15 protein-coding genes and 5 pseudogenes are annotated in these 17,780 nt (G+C 69.3%); 8 read left to right on the forward strand and 12 right to left on the reverse strand.

The features are described from left to right. The 3 genes and pseudogenes from ACIPK4_RS39500 to ACIPK4_RS39510 form a co-directional block, all read left to right on the forward strand. On the forward strand, positions 1 to 171 hold a 171-nt coding region (locus tag ACIPK4_RS39500), incomplete at its 5' end, for a transposase (protein WP_402322675.1). A gap of 95 nt (positions 172 to 266) precedes the next feature. Then, a complete protein-coding gene (locus ACIPK4_RS39505) occupies positions 267 to 1,013 on the forward strand; it encodes a hypothetical protein (RefSeq protein WP_402322646.1) in 747 nt (248 codons plus the stop codon). Positions 1,014 to 1,170: 157 nt separating this feature from the next. Beyond that, positions 1,171 to 1,981 (forward strand): annotated as a pseudogene (locus ACIPK4_RS39510) (GNAT family N-acetyltransferase); the annotation flags it as partial. A 155-nt stretch (positions 1,982 to 2,136) separates the two neighbouring features. Here the strand turns inward: ACIPK4_RS39510 and ACIPK4_RS39515 are convergent. Together ACIPK4_RS39515 and ACIPK4_RS39520 are read right to left on the reverse strand one after the other, a co-directional pair. Continuing rightward, a complete protein-coding gene (locus ACIPK4_RS39515) occupies positions 2,137 to 2,349 on the reverse strand; it encodes a hypothetical protein (RefSeq protein WP_402322683.1) in 213 nt (70 codons plus the stop codon). 72 nt (positions 2,350 to 2,421) lie between these two features. Further along, positions 2,422 to 2,817 carry a hypothetical protein gene (locus ACIPK4_RS39520; protein ID WP_402322649.1) on the reverse strand — a complete coding sequence of 132 codons (396 nt, stop codon included), beginning with the start codon at positions 2,815 to 2,817 and terminating at the stop codon, positions 2,422 to 2,424. 315 nt (positions 2,818 to 3,132) lie between these two features. Here ACIPK4_RS39520 and ACIPK4_RS39525 point away from each other — a divergent pair, with 315 nt between their 5' ends. Both ACIPK4_RS39525 and ACIPK4_RS39530 read left to right on the forward strand, forming a co-directional pair. After that, on the forward strand, positions 3,133 to 3,423 hold the full coding sequence (locus ACIPK4_RS39525; RefSeq protein ID WP_402322652.1) for a hypothetical protein: 291 nt from the start codon (positions 3,133 to 3,135) through the stop codon (positions 3,421 to 3,423). 137 nt (positions 3,424 to 3,560) lie between these two features. Further along, positions 3,561 to 4,067: pseudogene (locus tag ACIPK4_RS39530) on the forward strand (transposase); the annotation flags it as partial. Between the two features lie 29 nt (positions 4,068 to 4,096). On the opposite strand, the gene ACIPK4_RS39535 reads toward ACIPK4_RS39530, so the two are convergent. The 8 genes and pseudogenes from ACIPK4_RS39535 to ACIPK4_RS39570 all read right to left on the reverse strand — a co-directional run bounded on the left by ACIPK4_RS39535 (position 4,097) and on the right by ACIPK4_RS39570 (position 12,388). Next, the gene (locus ACIPK4_RS39535) at positions 4,097 to 5,308 is read right to left on the reverse strand and encodes a glycosyltransferase (RefSeq protein ID WP_402322678.1); all 1,212 of its coding nucleotides are present in this window, start codon (positions 5,306 to 5,308) and stop codon (positions 4,097 to 4,099) included. A 187-nt stretch (positions 5,309 to 5,495) separates the two neighbouring features. Further along, positions 5,496 to 6,380: an alpha/beta hydrolase gene (locus ACIPK4_RS39540; protein WP_402322655.1), complete on the reverse strand. Its 885-nt coding sequence runs from the start codon at positions 6,378 to 6,380 to the stop codon at positions 5,496 to 5,498. 84 nt (positions 6,381 to 6,464) lie between these two features. Then, a complete protein-coding gene (locus ACIPK4_RS39545; protein WP_402322681.1) occupies positions 6,465 to 7,202 on the reverse strand; it encodes an SAM-dependent methyltransferase in 738 nt (245 codons plus the stop codon). An 18-nt stretch (positions 7,203 to 7,220) separates the two neighbouring features. Next, positions 7,221 to 8,411, reverse strand: a pseudogene (locus ACIPK4_RS39550) (glycosyltransferase); the annotation flags it as partial. A gap of 289 nt (positions 8,412 to 8,700) precedes the next feature. After that, positions 8,701 to 9,918 (reverse strand): serine hydrolase domain-containing protein, encoded by a 1,218-nt coding sequence (locus ACIPK4_RS39555; RefSeq protein ID WP_402322657.1) that lies wholly within the window; start codon positions 9,916 to 9,918, stop codon positions 8,701 to 8,703. Between the two features lie 61 nt (positions 9,919 to 9,979). Further along, positions 9,980 to 10,638, reverse strand: a pseudogene (locus ACIPK4_RS39560) (hypothetical protein). A gap of 40 nt (positions 10,639 to 10,678) precedes the next feature. Next, entirely contained in the window at positions 10,679 to 11,665 is a 987-nt protein-coding gene (locus ACIPK4_RS39565) for a GNAT family N-acetyltransferase (protein ID WP_402322660.1), read from the reverse strand. An 81-nt stretch (positions 11,666 to 11,746) separates the two neighbouring features. Further along, positions 11,747 to 12,388, reverse strand: a complete 642-nt coding sequence (locus ACIPK4_RS39570) for a hemerythrin domain-containing protein (RefSeq protein ID WP_388569614.1) — start codon at positions 12,386 to 12,388, stop codon at positions 11,747 to 11,749. Between the two features lie 143 nt (positions 12,389 to 12,531). Here ACIPK4_RS39570 and ACIPK4_RS39575 point away from each other — a divergent pair, with 143 nt between their 5' ends. Next, the gene (locus ACIPK4_RS39575; protein ID WP_402322663.1) at positions 12,532 to 13,425 is read left to right on the forward strand and encodes a LysR family transcriptional regulator; all 894 of its coding nucleotides are present in this window, start codon (positions 12,532 to 12,534) and stop codon (positions 13,423 to 13,425) included. Positions 13,426 to 14,157: 732 nt separating this feature from the next. Then, a complete protein-coding gene (locus tag ACIPK4_RS39580) occupies positions 14,158 to 14,562 on the forward strand; it encodes a hypothetical protein (RefSeq protein WP_402322666.1) in 405 nt (134 codons plus the stop codon). On the opposite strand, the pseudogene ACIPK4_RS39585 reads toward ACIPK4_RS39580, so the two are convergent. Both ACIPK4_RS39585 and ACIPK4_RS39590 read right to left on the reverse strand, forming a co-directional pair. Further along, positions 14,493 to 14,738: pseudogene (locus ACIPK4_RS39585) on the reverse strand (transposase); the annotation flags it as partial. The gene ACIPK4_RS39580 and the pseudogene ACIPK4_RS39585 sit on opposite strands and share 70 nt — an antisense overlap. Before the next feature lie 202 nt (positions 14,739 to 14,940). Next, positions 14,941 to 16,032 carry an IS630 family transposase gene (locus ACIPK4_RS39590; protein ID WP_402322669.1) on the reverse strand — a complete coding sequence of 364 codons (1,092 nt, stop codon included), beginning with the start codon at positions 16,030 to 16,032 and terminating at the stop codon, positions 14,941 to 14,943. A 331-nt stretch (positions 16,033 to 16,363) separates the two neighbouring features. Between ACIPK4_RS39590 and ACIPK4_RS39595 the strand changes: the two genes are divergently transcribed. Next, entirely contained in the window at positions 16,364 to 17,689 is a 1,326-nt protein-coding gene (locus tag ACIPK4_RS39595; RefSeq protein WP_402322672.1) for a pentapeptide repeat-containing protein, read from the forward strand. Positions 17,690 to 17,780: the final 91 nt, after the last annotated feature.

Here is a 17,780-nt window from a genome sequence, read left to right on the forward strand (position 1 = left end):
ATCGAGTCCTCGCAGCGGCTCGGCCGCCACCGATGGGTCGTCGAGAGGACCGTGTCCTGGCTCGCCGGCTGCCGTCGGCTCCACCGCCGCTACGAACGCAAGGATGAACACTTCCTCGCCTTCGTCGGCATAGCCGCGGCCCTCATCTGCCACCGCCGCCTCACCAAATGAAACGACGTCTAAAGACTGCACATACAAGTGCCGGAATCCCAGGACGAGTTAACCTACTCCTCTATCAAGATCACGACGCAGGGGGATGCAGAGCAGTGAGCAGCGAACAGCCGGGTCACGGCTGGCAGACGGCTCCGGCCGACCAGACGGCCGGCGTCGGCGGGGCACCCGGTTTGGGGGGGCCGCCCGGGGCGCCGATCCGTAGCTCGTCGCACCGTGGTGCGTGGATCGGTGCCGGAGCGACCCTGGCGGCGGCGGTGATCTCGGTACTCGGCGCCTATCTGCTGGACTCCGGCCGCGGCGGCGCGAAGGGCGCGCCGGCGCCCCCTGCAGGCCAGGCTTCCGCACCGCAGGTGGCTGCCCCCACCACCCTGGACTCCGCCCCGGGCAGTGCGAGCCCTTCGGGCGGCCAGGCCACCCCTTCGCTGGCCGCACCGTCTCAGACGCCGTCCCCGAAAGTCGCCGGCACGGTGCGGTGGGAGGGCGCCCTGGTGATTGCGTACGCCGAGGGCAGGGATCTCGACTCCACGCCGCCCTCGCGGTCCGAGATCAACCAGGAGAACGACTTCACGGTCTTCCAGCTCAGCGGCCGCATGCTGCGTCCCGAGCACGGTGCGAAGGCGCTCGTGTGGGAGAACTCCGGCAGGGTCCCCTCGTACGCGGACTGTGCGGGAGTCACGGAGACGCAGGCCACCGCCAAAGACATCGAGATGAAGACCGGCATGGTCGTGTGCGGCAGGACGAACCAGGGCAGAGTGGTCCGCCTGGCCGTCAAGCAGTTGGCCGGGCAGGCCTTCGACGTGCGGGGCACCTTCGACGTCGTGGTGTGGGACAACACCTGAGTACGGCGCGCGGGCTGTGGCCGGGGCGGGAACGGGCTGTTCCGTGACCGGCCGCGGGCCCTGCCGTAATCCGCTTGACCTGGGCGGGGGTGAAGGCTGCACTGCGGCGGGACACCATGAGTCGTGGTGCCGGCATCCCGGGGAGGCGGCCGCAGCAATGGAGATTCGTCCCACGACCGACCAGGACCTCGACGTCTTCGTCGACACACTCCACGCCGCGTTCGGGCGCTTCCCGGAAACCCCGACCGGGAGTGGCGGTGTCTGGTGGTCGGCGCTCGAGATGGACCGCAACCTGCTCGCCATGGCGGCGGGCGGGCGGCCCATCGGAACCGCCGGTGCATACTCCCTCGAGCTCACCCTGTCCGGCTAGGTCCTCGCCCCGGCCAGAGGGGTGACCGCCGTCGGTGTCCTGCCCTCGCACCGACGCCGAGGCGTGCTCAGCGCGATGATGCGGCATCAGCTCGCCGAGCTTCGAGCACGGGGGGAGTTCCTCGCCGTACTGCTGGTCTCCGAGGCCCTCATATACCGCAGGTTCGGCTACGGACCGGCGACCTACACGCAGCGGCTGACGGCGCCGCGCCACCAGGCCTCCCTCGCCCTCCCTTCGGGCGCGCGGAACGTCCGACGCACCGGCGGTCGGTTCGGGCGCCGGGTCGGTCGAGGTGCTGCGGCGCGCCGAGTGCGGCGAGGTCCTGGAAGAGGTCTACGACCGCTACCGCCGCGCGCAGCCCGGCGCGCTGCCCCGGCCGCACCGCTGGTGGGCCTCGGGCGCGGGCCAGCCCCCGGTCTCTCCGGCGCCGCGCTACGTCGCCGTCCACCGTGACACCGACGGCGTCCCGGACGGGTACGCCAGCTATTCGGTCGGCGAGTCCGACACCTTGACGGTCGATGAGACCGTCGCCACCGACGACACCGTCTTCACGGCCCTGGCCCGGTTCGTGCTCGGACACGACCTGGTCACTCAGGTCGCCGGGGCAGTCCGGGGCTTTGGGTGGGTGGGTGCACTCCGTTCCGTCGGCGTGATCGGTGCGGATGGGGGCTTTTGGTGGCGTGTGTTCACGCGACGTCCTTGCGTGTTGTCGGCGCTGGTTGGTAAGTGGGCGGGTTCTGGGGGTCCGAAGAGCTACGGACCCGCCGTGGAGGGTAACGGGACCGCGACACCCACGTCGCCGAGCAGGCGCCGCAGCTTGTCGAACTGCCTGGTGAGCGACTGCCGCTGTGTGTTGGTGAGTTCTTGCTGACCGGAGGGGTTCCCCTCCTCGTAGAACGATGCGAGGGTGCTGCTCAGCTCGTCGGCCGCGCGGTGGGCTTGCCACACGCTGGTCAGGTCGGACATCGGTGACTCGCTTTCATGGACGGGAGGGGGAGGCCAGTGGCCCGGCCGGTGGTGCGCCTGGGCGGGAGGGGGTCAGGCGTCTTCGTCCTCGAACTCGCCGGGGATGCTCAGGTCGAAGCCGAGGGCGTCGAGCCGGTACTTGATGGCCTCGACGATGTCGTCGCCCTCAAGGTCGGGATCGGTCATGGCATCCAGGACGGAGCGGATCCCTGCCTGCGCGTCCGGCTCCGGCGACGGGGTCCCGCCCGGCCGGCCGAACTCTCCGGCCAGCACGGCCATGACCGTCCCGAGCATCTGGAGGCGCTCGTCGACGTGCCGGTCGGCGGCCGCGTCGTGGTCGTTGTAGTCGTTGCCCAGCAGAGTGCCGTCAGGGCCCTTGAAGGGGGAAAGTTCGGCCTGCCGGCGGGCTAGCAAGGACGCGTGGGCAGCTATCAGACGGTGGACCACGGACAGGGACGAGCCTCCCACCGCGCCGGGGGCCTCCTCGTGGCCGCGCCACATCGCAGCGCACTGAGCTTGGCATTTAACCCGTAGGGCTCCTTCGCCGCTCGGCTCGCATACTGGTCCGATGAGTCCGATCTCCACACGCCATCGGTTCCGGGACCCACGGAGCACGAAGTACGACTTCCTCACGTCCGTTCTCGTGCGCTGCCCCAGCTGTGACAAGGTTGCGCACGTCGTGGCAGGACCGGAGCCGGCCGGTGTGCACGATCCGGACCTCTTTGCGCCAAGGCGTCTCGTCTGCCGGAACTGCGGGACGGCGAGGAGTGGAGCCGTGGACATGTGGCCTTGCACCGGGACCCGCACGAGTGGGCCGCAGACCCGTACTTCGGCGCCCGCCTGGGGCTGCAGACCGAGACCCGGCACGGGTGGGTGTGGGCCTACAACCTGGAACACCTGGACCTGATCAAACGATTCGTGCAGGCGTCGCTGCGCGAGGGAATTCCCTGGCACGACCACGGCCGGAAGATGACCGTGGTGGCTCGCCTGCCCGCATGGATACAGCGAGCCAAGAACCGCGACGAGGTGCTGTGGGCCATCGCCCGCATCCACGCCTCACTGCTCCGCAGCTGACCCAGGAACACTGAGTTCCGATCGAAATGGCTCTCGAACGTGACCGCTCGTGGAGGGAAGTGTCGGACGCGAGAGTGGCCCTCACTCGATCCTGTGCTCCGTCACAGAGGTACGGAATCGAGCGAAGGCCGCCAAGGATGAGTCTGCTGCATCACGATGTCCGGGACGAGGCGTTCGACTTCAAGTCCCACTTTCGGGAGGACCTCTACGCATGCCTGACCCGGCGCGGTGACACCCTGTTCGAGCTGTGCGACGCGATGCTCTGCGAGGACGGCCCGGTGACTTCGCCGGTCGATCTGACGCTGCTGGCCGAGCACCGGCGTGGGCACGGCGCGTTGTACGGCGCGCTCAACCAGGGCCGCATCGACGTGGACAGGCTGCGCAAGGCGCTGGCCATGCTGCCGCAGCCCAAGGCCGCCGACGGGCGCCTGGTCCTGGCCGTCGATGTCTCCGCGTGGCTGCGGCTCGACGCGCCGACCAGCCCGGACCGCCTGTTCTGCCACGTCTACGGGTGTTCGGGACGCTCCTCGAACCAGTTCATCCCCGGCTGGCCGTACTCATTCGTCGCCGCGCTGGAGACCGGGCGGACGTCGTGGTGCCAGTTGCTCGACGCGGTCCGGCTCGGCCCCGACGACGACGTCGCCGCAAAGCTCGCAAAGCATAAAAAACAAGCTCAGCTGACAGCGTCGAGCAGTAGTTTCGCGGCCACCATCGCCCCGTCGGTGCGGACCGTGCCGGCCACGGCCTTCGCCCGGCTGCCGGTTTCCGGTTCAAGGGCGGTCATGAGCGCGGCCGACAGGGACGCGGCGGTCGGCACCGGACCATCGTGCGCTACGCCGATGCCCAGCTCGGCCACCCGGCCAGCCCAGTACGGCTGGTCCGCCAATTGGGGCACCACCACCTGGGGAGCGCCGGCCCGAGCGGCCGTCGTAGTCGTACCCGCGCCCCCGTGGTGCACGACGGCGGCTATCCGTCCGAACAGCTGCTGGTGGTTGACCTCGCCGACGGCGAAGCAGTCGTCCCGGTCGTCGATGAGGCCCAGGTCCGCCCAGCCACGCCCGACGAGTACCCGGCACCCGCTCGCGCGGACCGCCTCGATGGCCACCCGGGCCGCGTCCTCCCCTGCACGCACGGCCATGCTGCCGAAGCCCACGTACACGGGCGGCGCGCCGGCATCCAGGAAGGCCACCAGATCAGCCGGGAGCGGCCGGTCGTCGGGCAGCACCCACGCGCCGGTCTGCACGATGTCGTAGTCCGGCGTCTCCAGCCACGGGTCCAGCACCGGGTCCGTCGCCAGCCACGGCCGGTCGCCGAAAGCGTAGTCGCGGACGTTGTCCACCGGGGGCAGGCCGATCGACGTCCGGTTGGTGTTGAGCGCCTCACCGAACAGCGCGTTGATGCTCTGGGCGTCCAGGTCCCACAGTGCCCGGTTGTCGGTCACCTCCGGCGGGAACGGCTGCCCCGGGTACGCCAGCGGCGGGCGGTGCGGCGAGGGCAGGGTCAGCTGCTGGAAGATCACGGATACGTAGCCGATGTCCAGCTTCTCGGCTACCGACCGCGCCCCGGCGATGGCCGGCATTGCGCCTGTCGCCACCAGCAGGTCACACCCTTCGGCTGCCGCGGGTATCACCTGCAGCTGACTGGCGATCAATTCCGCTGCACGCTGGGGCAGGTTGACCTTCGACGGCGGTGGGGCCGCAGTAGTCAGCCTGCGTGCTGACTGCCCGACGCCCACCATGGACACTCCGACCCCGGCCAGCCGCTCCGCGAAGTCCTCGTCCGGCGGCGCGCACACCCGCACCTCCGCGCCGAGTTCCCGCAACCGCACCGCCAGCCCTACCAACGGTTCGACGTCCCCACGTGACCCATACGTCGACAACACCACACGCACTTCGTTGATCTCCTATTTCCGTAGCTTCTTGGCCAGGCCGACCATCCTGGGTCGGCGTGGAGCCCGGGTGACGGCCGTGGCGAAGGCTGTCACCCGGTCGGCGTCCGATCTCAGTGGCGGGGCGGTGGAGGGTGCGCCCACAGGGACGCTCTCGTTCCTTGTCCCACCACCGCCGAACCGTTCACCCCGTTCCGATCGCGCTTTCGGCGGACGGGACGGGGAGCGTGGCAAGTTCGCCCAGAATGCGGGCGGCCGGCGCGGGGTCGACCAGCCACTTCAGGTGGCTGCCCTCCAGCGTGCGGACGTCGTACGCGTTGTCCGGCGTCAACTCGTTGCCCTCGCGGATCAGGCGGTCCTGCATGGCGAGGGGCAGGCTCGCGTCGTCGGCCAGGCGGATGTAGGTCTTGGGGATGCGGCCCCAGGTCGCGGCCTGCGCCCGGTCGGCGGAGCCGCCGGCGTCCAGGTTCTCGTCGGGCTGGAAGGTGTTGAGGAAGGTGAGGAACTGCTCGTCGGTGCCGTCGGCGAAGAAGGTCGCCTTGAACGCCGCGAGCGAGTCCGGGTTCGCGGTGCGGAAGTTGACGCGGAGCAGGCCGAGGTCGGCGGGGTTCCCGGCCAGCGCCGCGGCGAAGGCAGCGGGGTCGACCCCGGCCATCTCCGGCTCGGCGTAGTAGTCGTTGACGTCGAGGTCGACCGGGGCCCAGGCCGAGACGTAGACGAGGCGGTCGATCAGGTCCGGGCGCGCGTTGGCCGCGGCCGTGACCGTGGCACCGCCGCGGCTGTGGGTGACGAGGATCACGGGGCCGTTCCGATTGGCCCGTTCGAGGATGCCGATCAGGTGCGCGACGTTGTCGGCGAGCGTGACGCCCTTGATCGAGCCGGGCGCGCTCGCGAGACCGGCGGGGTCCTGCGGTGCCTGATAGGCGTGGGTGAAGGTCGCCTGGAACCCGTGGCCGGGCAGGTCGACGGCGACAGAGCGGTGCCCTAGGAGGCCGAGTTCGGCCTGAAGGGGCGCGAAGGAGAAGGAGTTCGCGAATGCTCCGTGCACGAGTACGAACGTCGGTTGCATCTGTTTCTTCACTTTCCGGCCGCCACGGGGGCGGGCGGCCATGGAGGGGCCCCGTGTGCGTGGGCTTGCCGGCGGCCTACGCGATCACTCCGAGGTCCGACGCAGCACCATGCAGACGAAGCCGAAGCTGTCCCGGTAACCGTGCAGCCACTGCGAACGCTGGGCGTTGGCCGTTTCCAGCACCTGCGCGGCGGCCGGATCCGCGGGGTGGTCCAGAGCCCATGCGGCCAGCGAGCCCCAGCAGGCCCACTCGTAGGCGTCCAGCTCAGCCCGGGTGCTGACGTGGCCGTGGACCGGGGTCCAGCCGTCGGCGACGAGGCGGTCCACCGTCGTCGCCAGGTCGTCGAGGTCACCGAACATCTCGACGGCCGCCGGTGACGGGTCGCGGTCCCAGAACGACTCGCCGATCAGGACGCGGCCGCCGGGAGCCAGGTGCTCGCGGGCTGCCACGAGCGTGGGAAGGAGACCGCCGAAGGCATGAGTGGCGCCGACGCTGATCACCAGGTCGAACGGCTGTCGAGAGACGAAGTCCGCGGCCTCCTGCTGGTGGAGGACCAGGCGCTCGTCGACTCCGAGTCTGCTCGCTGCCTGGCGGGCCTGCGTCAGGGCGACTTCGGAGACGTCGACGCCTTCGGCGTGCAGGTGCGGGCGCGTGGCCAGGGCGCGCAGCAGCCATTCCGCCGTGCCGCATCCGAGGTCGAGGACTCGCTCGTCGCCACGCGGCAGGCCGCGTTCGAGCAGCCGGCTGACCGATTCGTCGTCGAGCGGGGACTTGATCGGGTGGTCGGCATGGGCGATCTTGGAAATCTGTTCGCGGCTCATCGGCGCGGCGTGCTCCGTGTCGAGGAGCAGCTTCGCGGCCACCGTCGTCCCGTCGGTGCGGATCGTACCGGCGAGAGCCTTCGCCCGTGCTGCCGTTTCGGGGGTCAGTGCCGTCCTGAGGGCGGCCGACAGGGACTCGAAGGTCGGGGTCGGGCCGTCGTGGGCCGCTCCGATGCCGAGTTCCGCCACGCGGGCGGCCCAGTGCGGCTGGTCCACGAACTGGGGGACTACCACCTGGGGTGCACCGGCCAGGGCCGCGGTGGTCGTGGTGCCTGCGCCGCCGTGGTGTACGACGGCGGCGACCCGGCGGAACAGCGCCTGGTGGTTGACGTCGCCGACGGCGAAGCAGTCGCCCGCATCGTCGACCAGACCCAGGTCTGCCCAGCCGCGGGAGACGAGCACGCGGCGGCCCTGTGCGCGGGCCGCCTCGACGGTTGCCCGGGCGATGTCGGTGGCTGCGGCCATGGGCATGCTGCCGAAGCCGACGTACACCGGCGGGGTGCCGGCGTCCAGGAACGCCTCCAGGCCGGCGGGCAGGGGGCGTTCGTCGGGCAGAATCCACGCACCGGTCTGCACGACGTCGAGGTCCGGCAGTTCCTGCCACGGGCCCAGGACCGGGTCCACCGCCAGCCACGGCCGTTCGGTGAAGACGTGCGCGCGGACGTCGTCCACGGGGGCGAGGCCGATCGCCGCACGGTGGGCGTTGAGGGGCTGGAGGTAGAGGGCGTTGACCTTCTGGGTGTCCAGGTCCCACAGGGCCCGGCGGTCGGTCATGTCGGCCGGAGCCGGCGTTCCGGGCCGCGGCGGCGGCGGATAGTGCGGGGAAGGCATCTCGAACGGGTGGAAACCCGCGTACACGTAGTGGATGCCCAGCTTCTCGGCCACCGAGCGGGCGCCGGCCGGCATCAGACCGCTCGCCACCAGCACGTCACAGTCCTCGGCCGCCTTGCCGACCGTGTCGAAGTGCGCGGCGACCAGCTCGGCCGCGAACGCGGCCGCGTCCGACGGCGGCGCTCCCGTCCGCAGCGCGCGCACGTCCCGCCCGAAGGGCACCAGCTCCGCACCGACACCGGCCAGAAGTTCGGCGAACTCCTCGTCCGGCGGTGCGCACACGCGTACCTCCGCGCCGAGCTTCCGCAACTGCGCCGCCAGTCCCGCCAGCGGCGCTATGTCGCCGCGCGACCCGTAAGCCATCAACAGCACACGCATGTCGTGATTCTCATTTCTATAGGTGCCGGCATCGGCCGGCGTCGGTGCGGCAGCATCCGGGTCTTCCGGCTTGCCTGCCTCGCGCCCGTTGGGGCGGGTTCGTGTCGGGAGGTGCTGATCAGCGGGATCAGCGGGCCCAGGGGAGTTCGCGGGTGCCTTCGGATCCGGGTACGGAGACGAGGCGTAGCAGTCCATCGCGACGTGGGCCCCGGCCCGCTCCGGGCGCGGCATGGGTGCAGTCCGACCACTGCCCCATCCGCATGTGCTGAGGGAACGGACGTGCCGGCGATCAGTCCTCGATCGCCTGGTACAGAGTGGTCCAGAAGTCGTGCATCAGGTGGACCGAGTCGGGGACCGATGTGCCGACCTGGGTGAGGAGGATGCCGACGACGTTGTTCACGGGGTCGGCGTAGGTGGAGGTGCCGGCGCCGCCGTCCCAGCCGAACTGGCCGACGGGAGCGTAGTCGCCGCGGTAGGTCCGCACCGCCATCCCGAAGCCCCAACCGCCGTGCTGGCCCTGGCCGAAGGAGATGTGGACGTTGTTGGTGGCCAGCTCGGTGCGGGCGGCGTTCTGCGCGGGGGTGAGGCGGTTGGTGGTCATCAGCTGCACCGCCTGCCTGGACAGAACGCGCTCGCCGCCGTGCTTGCCGCCGTTCAGCAGCATCTTGAAGTAGGCGTGGTAGTCGTCCGCGGTGGAGACTAGACCACCGCCACCGCCATGGAACGCCGGAGGGATGTTCCACCGGCCGCCCTTGGACTCGTCCCATACGTGGAACTCGCCGGACTCAGGGTCGGGCGCGTAGAGGACCGGCAGCCGGTCGATCTTGTCGTCCGGGACGTGGAAGCCGGTGTCCTCCATCCCCAGCGGGCCGAAGACGTGTTCGCGCAGCGCCTCCTCGAAGGTTTTGCCGGTCACCCGGGAGACCAGTACGCCGGCCAGGTCGCTGGCGAGCTGGTACTGCCAGTGGTCGCCGGGCTGGTGCATCAGCGGCAGCGCGCCCAGGCGGCGCAGCCACTCATCCTGCTCGGGCATCGGCGTGGGCAGGTTGGGCGTCAGCCCCTGTGCGAAGACCTCGTTCATGATCGGCGTACCGATCGAGGTCATGTCCATACCGAGGCCGAAGGTGGACGTCAGCACGTCCCGGACGGTGACTGGACGGCGCGCCGGGACCGTCTCGTCGATCGGGCCGTCGAACGTCTTCAGCACCCGACGGTCGGCCAGCTCCGGCAGCCATCGGTCCACCGGGTCGTCCAGCCGCAGCCGGCACTCGTCGAGCAGCACCATCGCCGCCGCAATCGAGACCGGCTTGGAGGTGGACGCCATCCGGAAGATGGTGTCCCGGCGCATCGGCGTGCCGCCGTCGCGCTCCATCGCGCCGAGCGTCTCGACGTGCGTCTCGTCGTCCTTGCTGTACAGGGCCACGACGCCGGGGATCTTGCCGGAGTCGACGTGGCGGGCCAGCACGTCGCGGATCTTGCGCTGTCCGGAAGCGGTGAACTGGGACATGGTGGGGTGCTCCCTGGTCGGGTGGAAGTGTCGGGAAGGAGGAGGTGACGGATGAGGGGGGTCAGAGGCTACGGGCGGAGATGTCGCCGTTGCCGCTGATGGCGCTGATCTCCAGCACGGGGGAGCCGTTGTTCTTCAGGGTGTTGCTGAGGTGGCGGGGGTCGGCGTCCAGCGCGGCGGAGACGCCGGGGGCGGCGGCGATCGAGATGTCGCCGTGCTGGGTGCGGAGCACCACCGTGCCGCGCATCGCCTCGCCGATGGTGATGCCGCCCCGCGCGGTGGAGATCTCCGCGGGGCCGCCCAGCCGGCCGACGTGGACATCGCCGTCGACAGAGGTGAGGCGCAGGCCTTCCACGTCGGCGATCTCCATGCGGCGGTGGGCGCCATGGACGGCGACGACGCCGAGCCGGCCTTCGGTGCGCACCTCTGCGGCGGCGGAGGCGGCCTCGACGCGGGAGCCGGTGGGGAGCTGAACCGTCACCTCGCCAGATCCGGGTTGCTCAGCACCTGGTTCCTCGCCTCCGGCGCGATGACGCGCAGCACGCCGTCGCCGAATTCGACCGTGGTCTGCTCCGCGGCCTTTACATCACGGCCCTTGCTGGCGTCCGCGGGACGCACCTCGACGGTGGTCTCGGCGCGGTCGGCGGCAAGGAGGCTGATGCGTCCGGCGGGTATCTCCACAATGGCGGCGATCGCGTCGGTGGTCTCGAACTTCTGCATGGGGTGTTCTCTTTGGTGGAGTGGTCAGGCCGTGGAGTGGTCAGGTGGTGGGCAGGTCGAGTTGGTGTTCGTGGGTGCCGCGGTGGAAGCGGAAGCCCAGCTGCCGGTTCACGGCGAGCATGTGTGTGTTGTCCTGTGCGTTGTCGGTCTCGATCTCCACGATTCCGGGCTGCTCGGCGCGGAGCCTGCGCACCATTTCTGCCTTGACCCACAGCCCGAGCCCGTGGCCGCGGTGTGCGGGCACCACGACGGTGTCGTACTGCAGTGCCCGGCGGGTCTCCCCCGCACGGATGACGATCTCGGTGTATCCGGCCATCTCCCCCTTGCAGAGCGCAGCGGTCGTCAGCAGTACGTCACCGCGATCGACCAGCACTTCGGCCATGGCCCGGACCCGGTCGGCGGTCCAGGTCTGGCTGCCGTAGTCCATGTCGCCCATGGGCATGTCGTTCATCGCGTTCTTGGCAGCGGCGAACGCCTCGGCCAGGTCGTCGGGAACCGTGCCGGTCCAGCAGGCCAGTTCGTAGCCGGGATGCTCGGCGTCGGCCGCGGCATCGTCGGCCCGCGCGACGTCGAGCAGCAGGTGGTCCAATGCCAGCACCCGGCGGAAGCCGTGTCGCTCGCTGAACGCCTCGCCCGGGCTGTCGGCCGCGGCTGTCGCGACGAGGCTGCGCCGGCCCTCGGCGCGGCAGGCCGCCACGACCGCCGACAGCAGGAGGGTGCCGGTTCCCAGGCGCCGGTGTCCGGGATCGACGTGGAGTTCCAGTTCGGCCAGGTGCCGCTGGCCCGTTGAGGTGAACAGCCGCAGGCCGGCAACACCGACGGGGGCGCCGTCCGCCGCGGTGGCGAGCCAGGCCAGCCGGCGGCTGCCGAGGGCAGGCTGGGTGAGCTGGGCGTGGATATGTCCGGGGTCGGGGGCCGGTACTCCCGGCAGGTCGTGGGCCGTCGAGGCGGCGACGACCTGGTGCCACGCGGCGGCTTCGGTATCCGAGACGCGTTGGAGCGGAGTGACGTGTGCAGAGGGGGACACTGGGATGGCCTTCGTGGTAGAGGTCGAGGGGCGCATTCGGCCGGGCGGTGGACCGAGAGGGCGGCGGGTGGTGAAGGCGTGTCAGGCCGCGGTGCCTGGACTCCAGCGGTCGAGAGCGGTGTAGGCCGGGATCCATCGGGCGGTGCAGGCGGCGTACTCGTGCGCGGGCAGCTGGGCGAGGAGCCTCGTCATGGTCGGCTTGTCGGCGCCGTCCAGGAGCCACGGCAGCAGAAGTGGTGCGTCCTTGCCGATGTGCTGGGCGTGGACCTGGCTGAAATGGGCCCACTGCTCGGCGGTCAGCGTCCGCCGCATCAGTGGGAAGGCCGTGTCCTCCTCGTGCTTGAGGTGTCCGGCCAGGCCGCGGGTCAGCGCGTCGGTGAGCTGGCCCAGCCGCAGCGGGTCGGCTCCGGGCTCGGTCAGCAGCTCGTCGATGGCCTGGATCACCGGAGCAATGGCGGCGTGCTCGGCCTCCATCACCTCCAGCAGCGCCAGGTCCTTCGGGCTGCCGGCCAGATTCTGCCGCAGTGACGGCCACAGCGCGCCGTCCTCGGCAGCGTGGTGCGCGCGGAGGGCCTGCTTGAACAGTGTCCATCCTGCAGCGGTGGCCAGTACGCGCACGGGGTCACGGTCCGCGGCGGTGGTGACCCGGTCGAGCTGGGCCAGTTCCCGGCGCAGGGCACCATGCATCGCGTACATCACGGTCAGGTCGATGGCGTCGCTCATCGGGCGGGACGAACGCGGCGTTCTTCACGGTTCTTCATGCGTGCATGCATGACTTAAACGATCTTGCGATCCGCGCATATGATCAAGCCACAATTCCACGCGGTTCGATAACCGCTGGGCTATCGATAGGGGGGCGGGGGCCGGTGGAGCTGCGGGACATCGAGATCTTCCTCGTGCTGGCGGAGGAGCTGCACTTCGGCCGGGCTGCACAGCGGCTGCACGTCTCCCAGGCACGCGTCAGCCAGGCCATCAAGAAGCAGGAGCGGCGCATCGGGGCCGAGCTGTTCGCCCGTACCAGCCGCACGGTTCGCCTGACGGAGGTCGGCCGGCAGTTCCGCGACGACCTGCAACCGGTCTACGCGGGCCTGCACGAATCCCTGGAGCGAGCCCAGCTGGCGGCCCGCGGCATCACCGCACAGCTCCGCGTCAGCCTGATGCCCTTCAACGTCGTCGATCTGCACCCCTACTGGAAGGCGTTCCGCGCGCGCCACCCGCAATGCGGCCTCCAGATCCGCCAGGCAACCTTCACCGATCCGTTCGGCCAGCTCCGCAGCGGCGCCATGGACGTCATGATCCTCTGGCTGCCGGTGGAGGAACCGGACTTCACCGTCGGGCCGACCTTGTGCACCGACCCGCGAGTCCTTGCCGTGGCCGCCGACCACCGGTTCGCGGCACGGGACTCCGTCCCGGTGGAGCTCCTCGCCGAGTTCCCACACGCTACTGCCCTCGGCCTGCCGGACTACTGGGAGGACAGTTACCTGCCCTTCTCCACCCCACGCGGCCGTGCGATCGAGCGCCTCACGGACGCGGCCTCGGACAACGCCGATCAGCTGATCAACCACATCGGCATGGGCGACATCATCCACACCTTCCCCGGCCATGTCACCAGATACTGGGGCATGTCGAACATCCGATTCCTCCCCATCCCCGAGATGGCCGCCCTGACCTTCGCTCTGGTCTGGCGGACCGAAGCCGAAAACGACCTCATCCGCGCCCTGGCCGACACCGTGCGCGACCTGGGTGTATTTCGCTTCTGACGCAGCCTGCCGACCCCACCACGTCGTAGGCGCCGCAGCCTCGCGGCTCGGTCACCAGGCTCGTGATCCCTTTACCGAGGGCGAGCCGGACTGCGGTGCCCAGATCCGGGAAGTGCAGCTCATCGACGCCGTCGCGCGGCCGTGTCAGGGCGATGTGGACTACCTGGTCCTGCCCTCCCCTGCACGCGTTGACGCACCTTCATCGGGGTGAGGGCAAGCGTCGCCAGCAGGTCAGCGCGCTCCCAGGGTGAGGAACGTCTCGTGGATGTCGTCGCGGACTTCCCAGCGGATCCGCAGGCAGCGGAACCAGTGCAGGTGAGACGCGCGCCCGACAAGCCGGCGTTGCGTGCCCAATCCGGAGCCGTGCTCGGTGCCCCAGGGCTTGCTGCCCGTCCTGCCCCGGTCAACCCGGGTCAACAGGACTTCGCCCCGTCTTGGAGCTGAGGAATAGTCAATAGCTGTGGACTGTGGATCGGTCGAGTGTCATCGGCTCAGTCAGGGCGCTTCTTTGCCCGTCCAGCCCTTCGCCAGATCACGGTCATCCCGAGCGCCAGGATGCCCAGCGCCACGACCACGATAAACATTATGAAAATTCGCTACCCTGACCGGCTGTATCCCATCCAGCACGCAGCGATCGTCACCGCGGGGAATGCCTGGAACGGCGCATCCACTCCGAGAAACGCGAAAGCGCCCGGAACGTGCCTTCGTTGACTCCGACCCAGACTGGTACTGATGACCACAAGCGCCCCCGCCGTCCCCCCTGCCTGGCGCCGACGCGCGCTGCTCGCACCGCTGTTGTCGATCGCCTCGGCATGCCTGCTGGTCGCGAGATCTGCCTTCGACTCCGACACGTTCCAGAACTGCCACTACCTGGGCCCCTCCATGCGGATGTACGTCACCTCGGGGGCCGGGCTTGCGTGCGCCCTTGGCTCCCTGCTGGCGTACGCCGCCCTGCGCCGCGCCGCGCGCCGGTACGGACCGCCGGCGTGGTCGACGTGGCAGGGACGCTGCGCGACCATGTCCGTGCTCATCACACCGGTGCCGTTGGTGGCGCTGCTCATGACGGTCTACGCGCTGTACGCCCCGGACCCGAGCGGTGGGTATGACTGCTCAGGCCTGTACCCCCTTACGACGTAGGCCAGCCGCCGACGCACCGCGGGGCCTTCGAGCAAAGGCAATTGCCCCCGCTTCGCCGCCTCCGCGATCAGGTCCTCCAGCAGGGCTTCGAACACTCCGGCGTCACGCCACTGGCGGAAGCGGTTGGAGACGGTTGACCAGGCACCGAACTCGCTCGGCATCTCCCGCCACTGCCCGCCGGTCCGGAACCGTCAGATCACGCCCTCGAACTGCTGCCGCAGGGTCTTGGGGTACGGGCCGTACTCGTCGATCGGCAGGTGCGGCTCGATGAACTCCCACTCCGCGTCAGTCAGTTGCGCGCGCATCACGCACGACGGCCGACCGGGCCATGGCCCGGAACGGGGTGAATCCCGCGGATTGAGCACGGCCCGATCCGAGCTAGTGATCTGAGTCAGAGATTCGTCGGCAGTAGGCGGCGACTTTGTCGAGGATTTCGTCGGCTGTCTTCGTCCAGACGAACGGTCTGGGTTGTTCGTTCCAGTCAGCGAGCCAGGTCCGGATGTCGCGTTCGAGGGCTTGGACGGAGCGGTGGACGCCGCGCTTGAGCTTCTTATGGGTCAGCTCGGCGAACCACCGCTCGACCAGGTTCAGCCAGGATGCGCTGGCCGGCGTGAAGTGCAGGTGGAACCGCGGATGGGATAGCAGCCACCGCTTGACGTCGGGTGTCTTGTGGGTCGCGTAGTTGTCCAGGATCAGATGAACCTGCAGATCAGCCGGGACTTCCTTGTCGAGCTTCGCGAGGAACTTCTTGAACTCCGCTGCCCGGTGGCGGCGGTGGAGGGAGCCGATGACCTTGCCGGTGGCGACCTCGAGCGCGGCAAAGAGGGTCGTGGTGCCGGCCCGGACGTAGTCGTGGCTGCGTCGTTCGGGAACTCCTGGCACCATCGGCAGGACCGGCTGGGATCGGGCCAGGGCCTGGATCTGCGACTTCTCGTCCACACAAAGGACCAGGGCCTTCTCCGGCGGGTCGAGATACAGACCGACGACGTCGCGGACCTTGTCGATGAACAGCGGATCGGTGGACAGCTTGAACGTCTGCGACCGATGCGGGGCCAGAGCGAACGCCCGCCATATCCGTGACACCGTCGACTGCGACATTCCCGTGGCCGCGGCCATCGACCTCGTCGACCAGTGGGTCGCGTTCTTCGGTGTCTCCTCGAGCGTCTTGACGATGACCCGCTCGACGTCGGCATCGGTGATCCTGCGGGGGAGGCCGGGCCGCGGGTCGTCGCACAAGCCGTCCAGTCCCCGCTCGATGAAGCGGCGCCGCCAGGTGCGGACCGTGTCCGGAGCGATCCGCAGTCGGCGGGACACCTCCGTGATCGAATGGCCTTCGGCGCACTCCAGCACGATCCGCGACCGCTGAGCTAACGCCTGGGCCGTCGAACGGCGACGTAACCACCCCTCCAGCACCGCCCGCTGGGCATCAGTTACTGACAACGGCGGCATTTTCGGACCCGGACGACTCATGCCCGACTAACGACGAATCTCTGACTCAGGTCACTAGGGCCTCGTCGCTGGATTGCCCCGGTACCGGGTGAACACCCCTGCGTGGACCGATGAGCCTTACGCGTACTGGCGGGCCGCGGCGCTGCTGGGAACAATTCGCGTTTGTCCGCCCGCGGCCGGCCGGAAACGAGTGAGTCGGCTACGGCGTGCTGCACTCGGAGGTGTCCTGGCAGGTCGACGAGCACCTGGCCGCGACTGGTCCTGGGCATCTTCGTTGTTGCAGCTGCAAGCCCGATCGGTGCTTGGGGAGGGCGGTGAGGGGTACGGCGGGGCGGGATGATCTGATCTCCGCATGTATTCACAACCAGCATGGGACTGCTGCGGGTTCGGGGCCACGGACACCGATCCTCTGGGCTGCCTGGGCATCCGTTTGACCGGTGGCGACAGCTGCATTGGGCATGAGGAGGGACAGCTGCGGGATGCCTATCTCGGCAGCCTGGGCCCCGGATCGGATGTGGATCTCCGGGGCACGCTCATCTCCGAAGGCCTTCTGCGTTCCCTGACGGACGCCGTGCGAGACGAGCACGGCCGGGTCCGCTTCGGGGCCGTCCTCTTCGACAGGGCTACCTTCGCCTGTACGGCATTCTTCGACAAGGCGCGCTTCACTGGCGCGGCCCGCTTCGACAAAGCCGTCTTCGAGGGCGAGGCACGTTTCTCCGACACGGAATTCGAGGACAGAGCCTGGTTCGCCGAGGCGTCTTTCAACAGCACAGCCATGTTCAGCGACGCGAACTTCAACGGACCGGCCTGGTTCGACCACTCCGCCTCCCGCGGCCGCGCTTGGTTCGCCCGCTGCACCTTCCGCGACGACGCCTGGTTCGCGGAGACGTCCTTCACTGGGGGAGCCTGGTTCGACGGCGCCACCTTTCACGGAGACGTCCGTTTCGACTTCGCGACCTTCGACACTGATGTGCAGCTCGGCCCGATGGTCTGCGCCAAAGAGGTGAATCTGTCCCGGGCATCCTTCCTCGTCCCCGCCCTCGTGGAAGCCTCCGCGACAGCCGTGGTCTGCCGGCAGACCCGCTGGGCATCCGCAGCGACGCTGCGTCTTCGCCACGCCACTCTCGACCTGACCGACGCAGTCACAGGCGGACCCCTGAAGGTTGCCTTCCACCCCAAGCCGTTCGTGGGCCGCCAGCGAGCGATCCCCCTTGCCGAAACGCTGCTCCCCGCCCGGCCCGAAACCCTCCAGGTCACCTCTGTGAGCGGCCTGGACGCCTCTCACCTGGTACTCATCGACGCAGACCTTACCCACTGCGTCTTCAGTGCGGCCGTCCACCTCGACCAGATCCGCCTGGAAGGCCACTGCACCTTCGCACCCGCGCCATCCGGCTTGCGGCTCCACCGGGGACGGCTGATCCGGTGGACCACCCGCCATACTCTTGCCGAGGAGTACCACTGGCGCGCCGCCCAAGGCTTTCCCGGCTGGGCCCCGCCGGCCGCAGGCATCCGCGCCCTCACCCCGCACTCCCTGGCACCGATCTACCGGCACCTGCGCAAATCCTTCGAAGACGCCAAGAACGAACCCGACGCAGCCGATTTCTACTACGGGGAAATGGAGATGCGCCGCCACGACCGGCTCCGACCCCGCTCCGAGCGCGTCCTGCTAGCCCTTTAGACGTCGTTTCATTTGGTGAGGCGGCGGTGGCAGATGAGGGCCGCGGCTATGCCGACGAAGGCGAGGAAGTGTTCAGCCTTGCGTTCGTATC

The sequence above is a fragment of the Streptomyces sp. NPDC086989 genome, from assembly GCF_044745505.1.
In the GTDB taxonomy this organism is placed as follows: Bacteria; Actinomycetota; Actinomycetes; order Streptomycetales; family Streptomycetaceae; genus Streptomyces.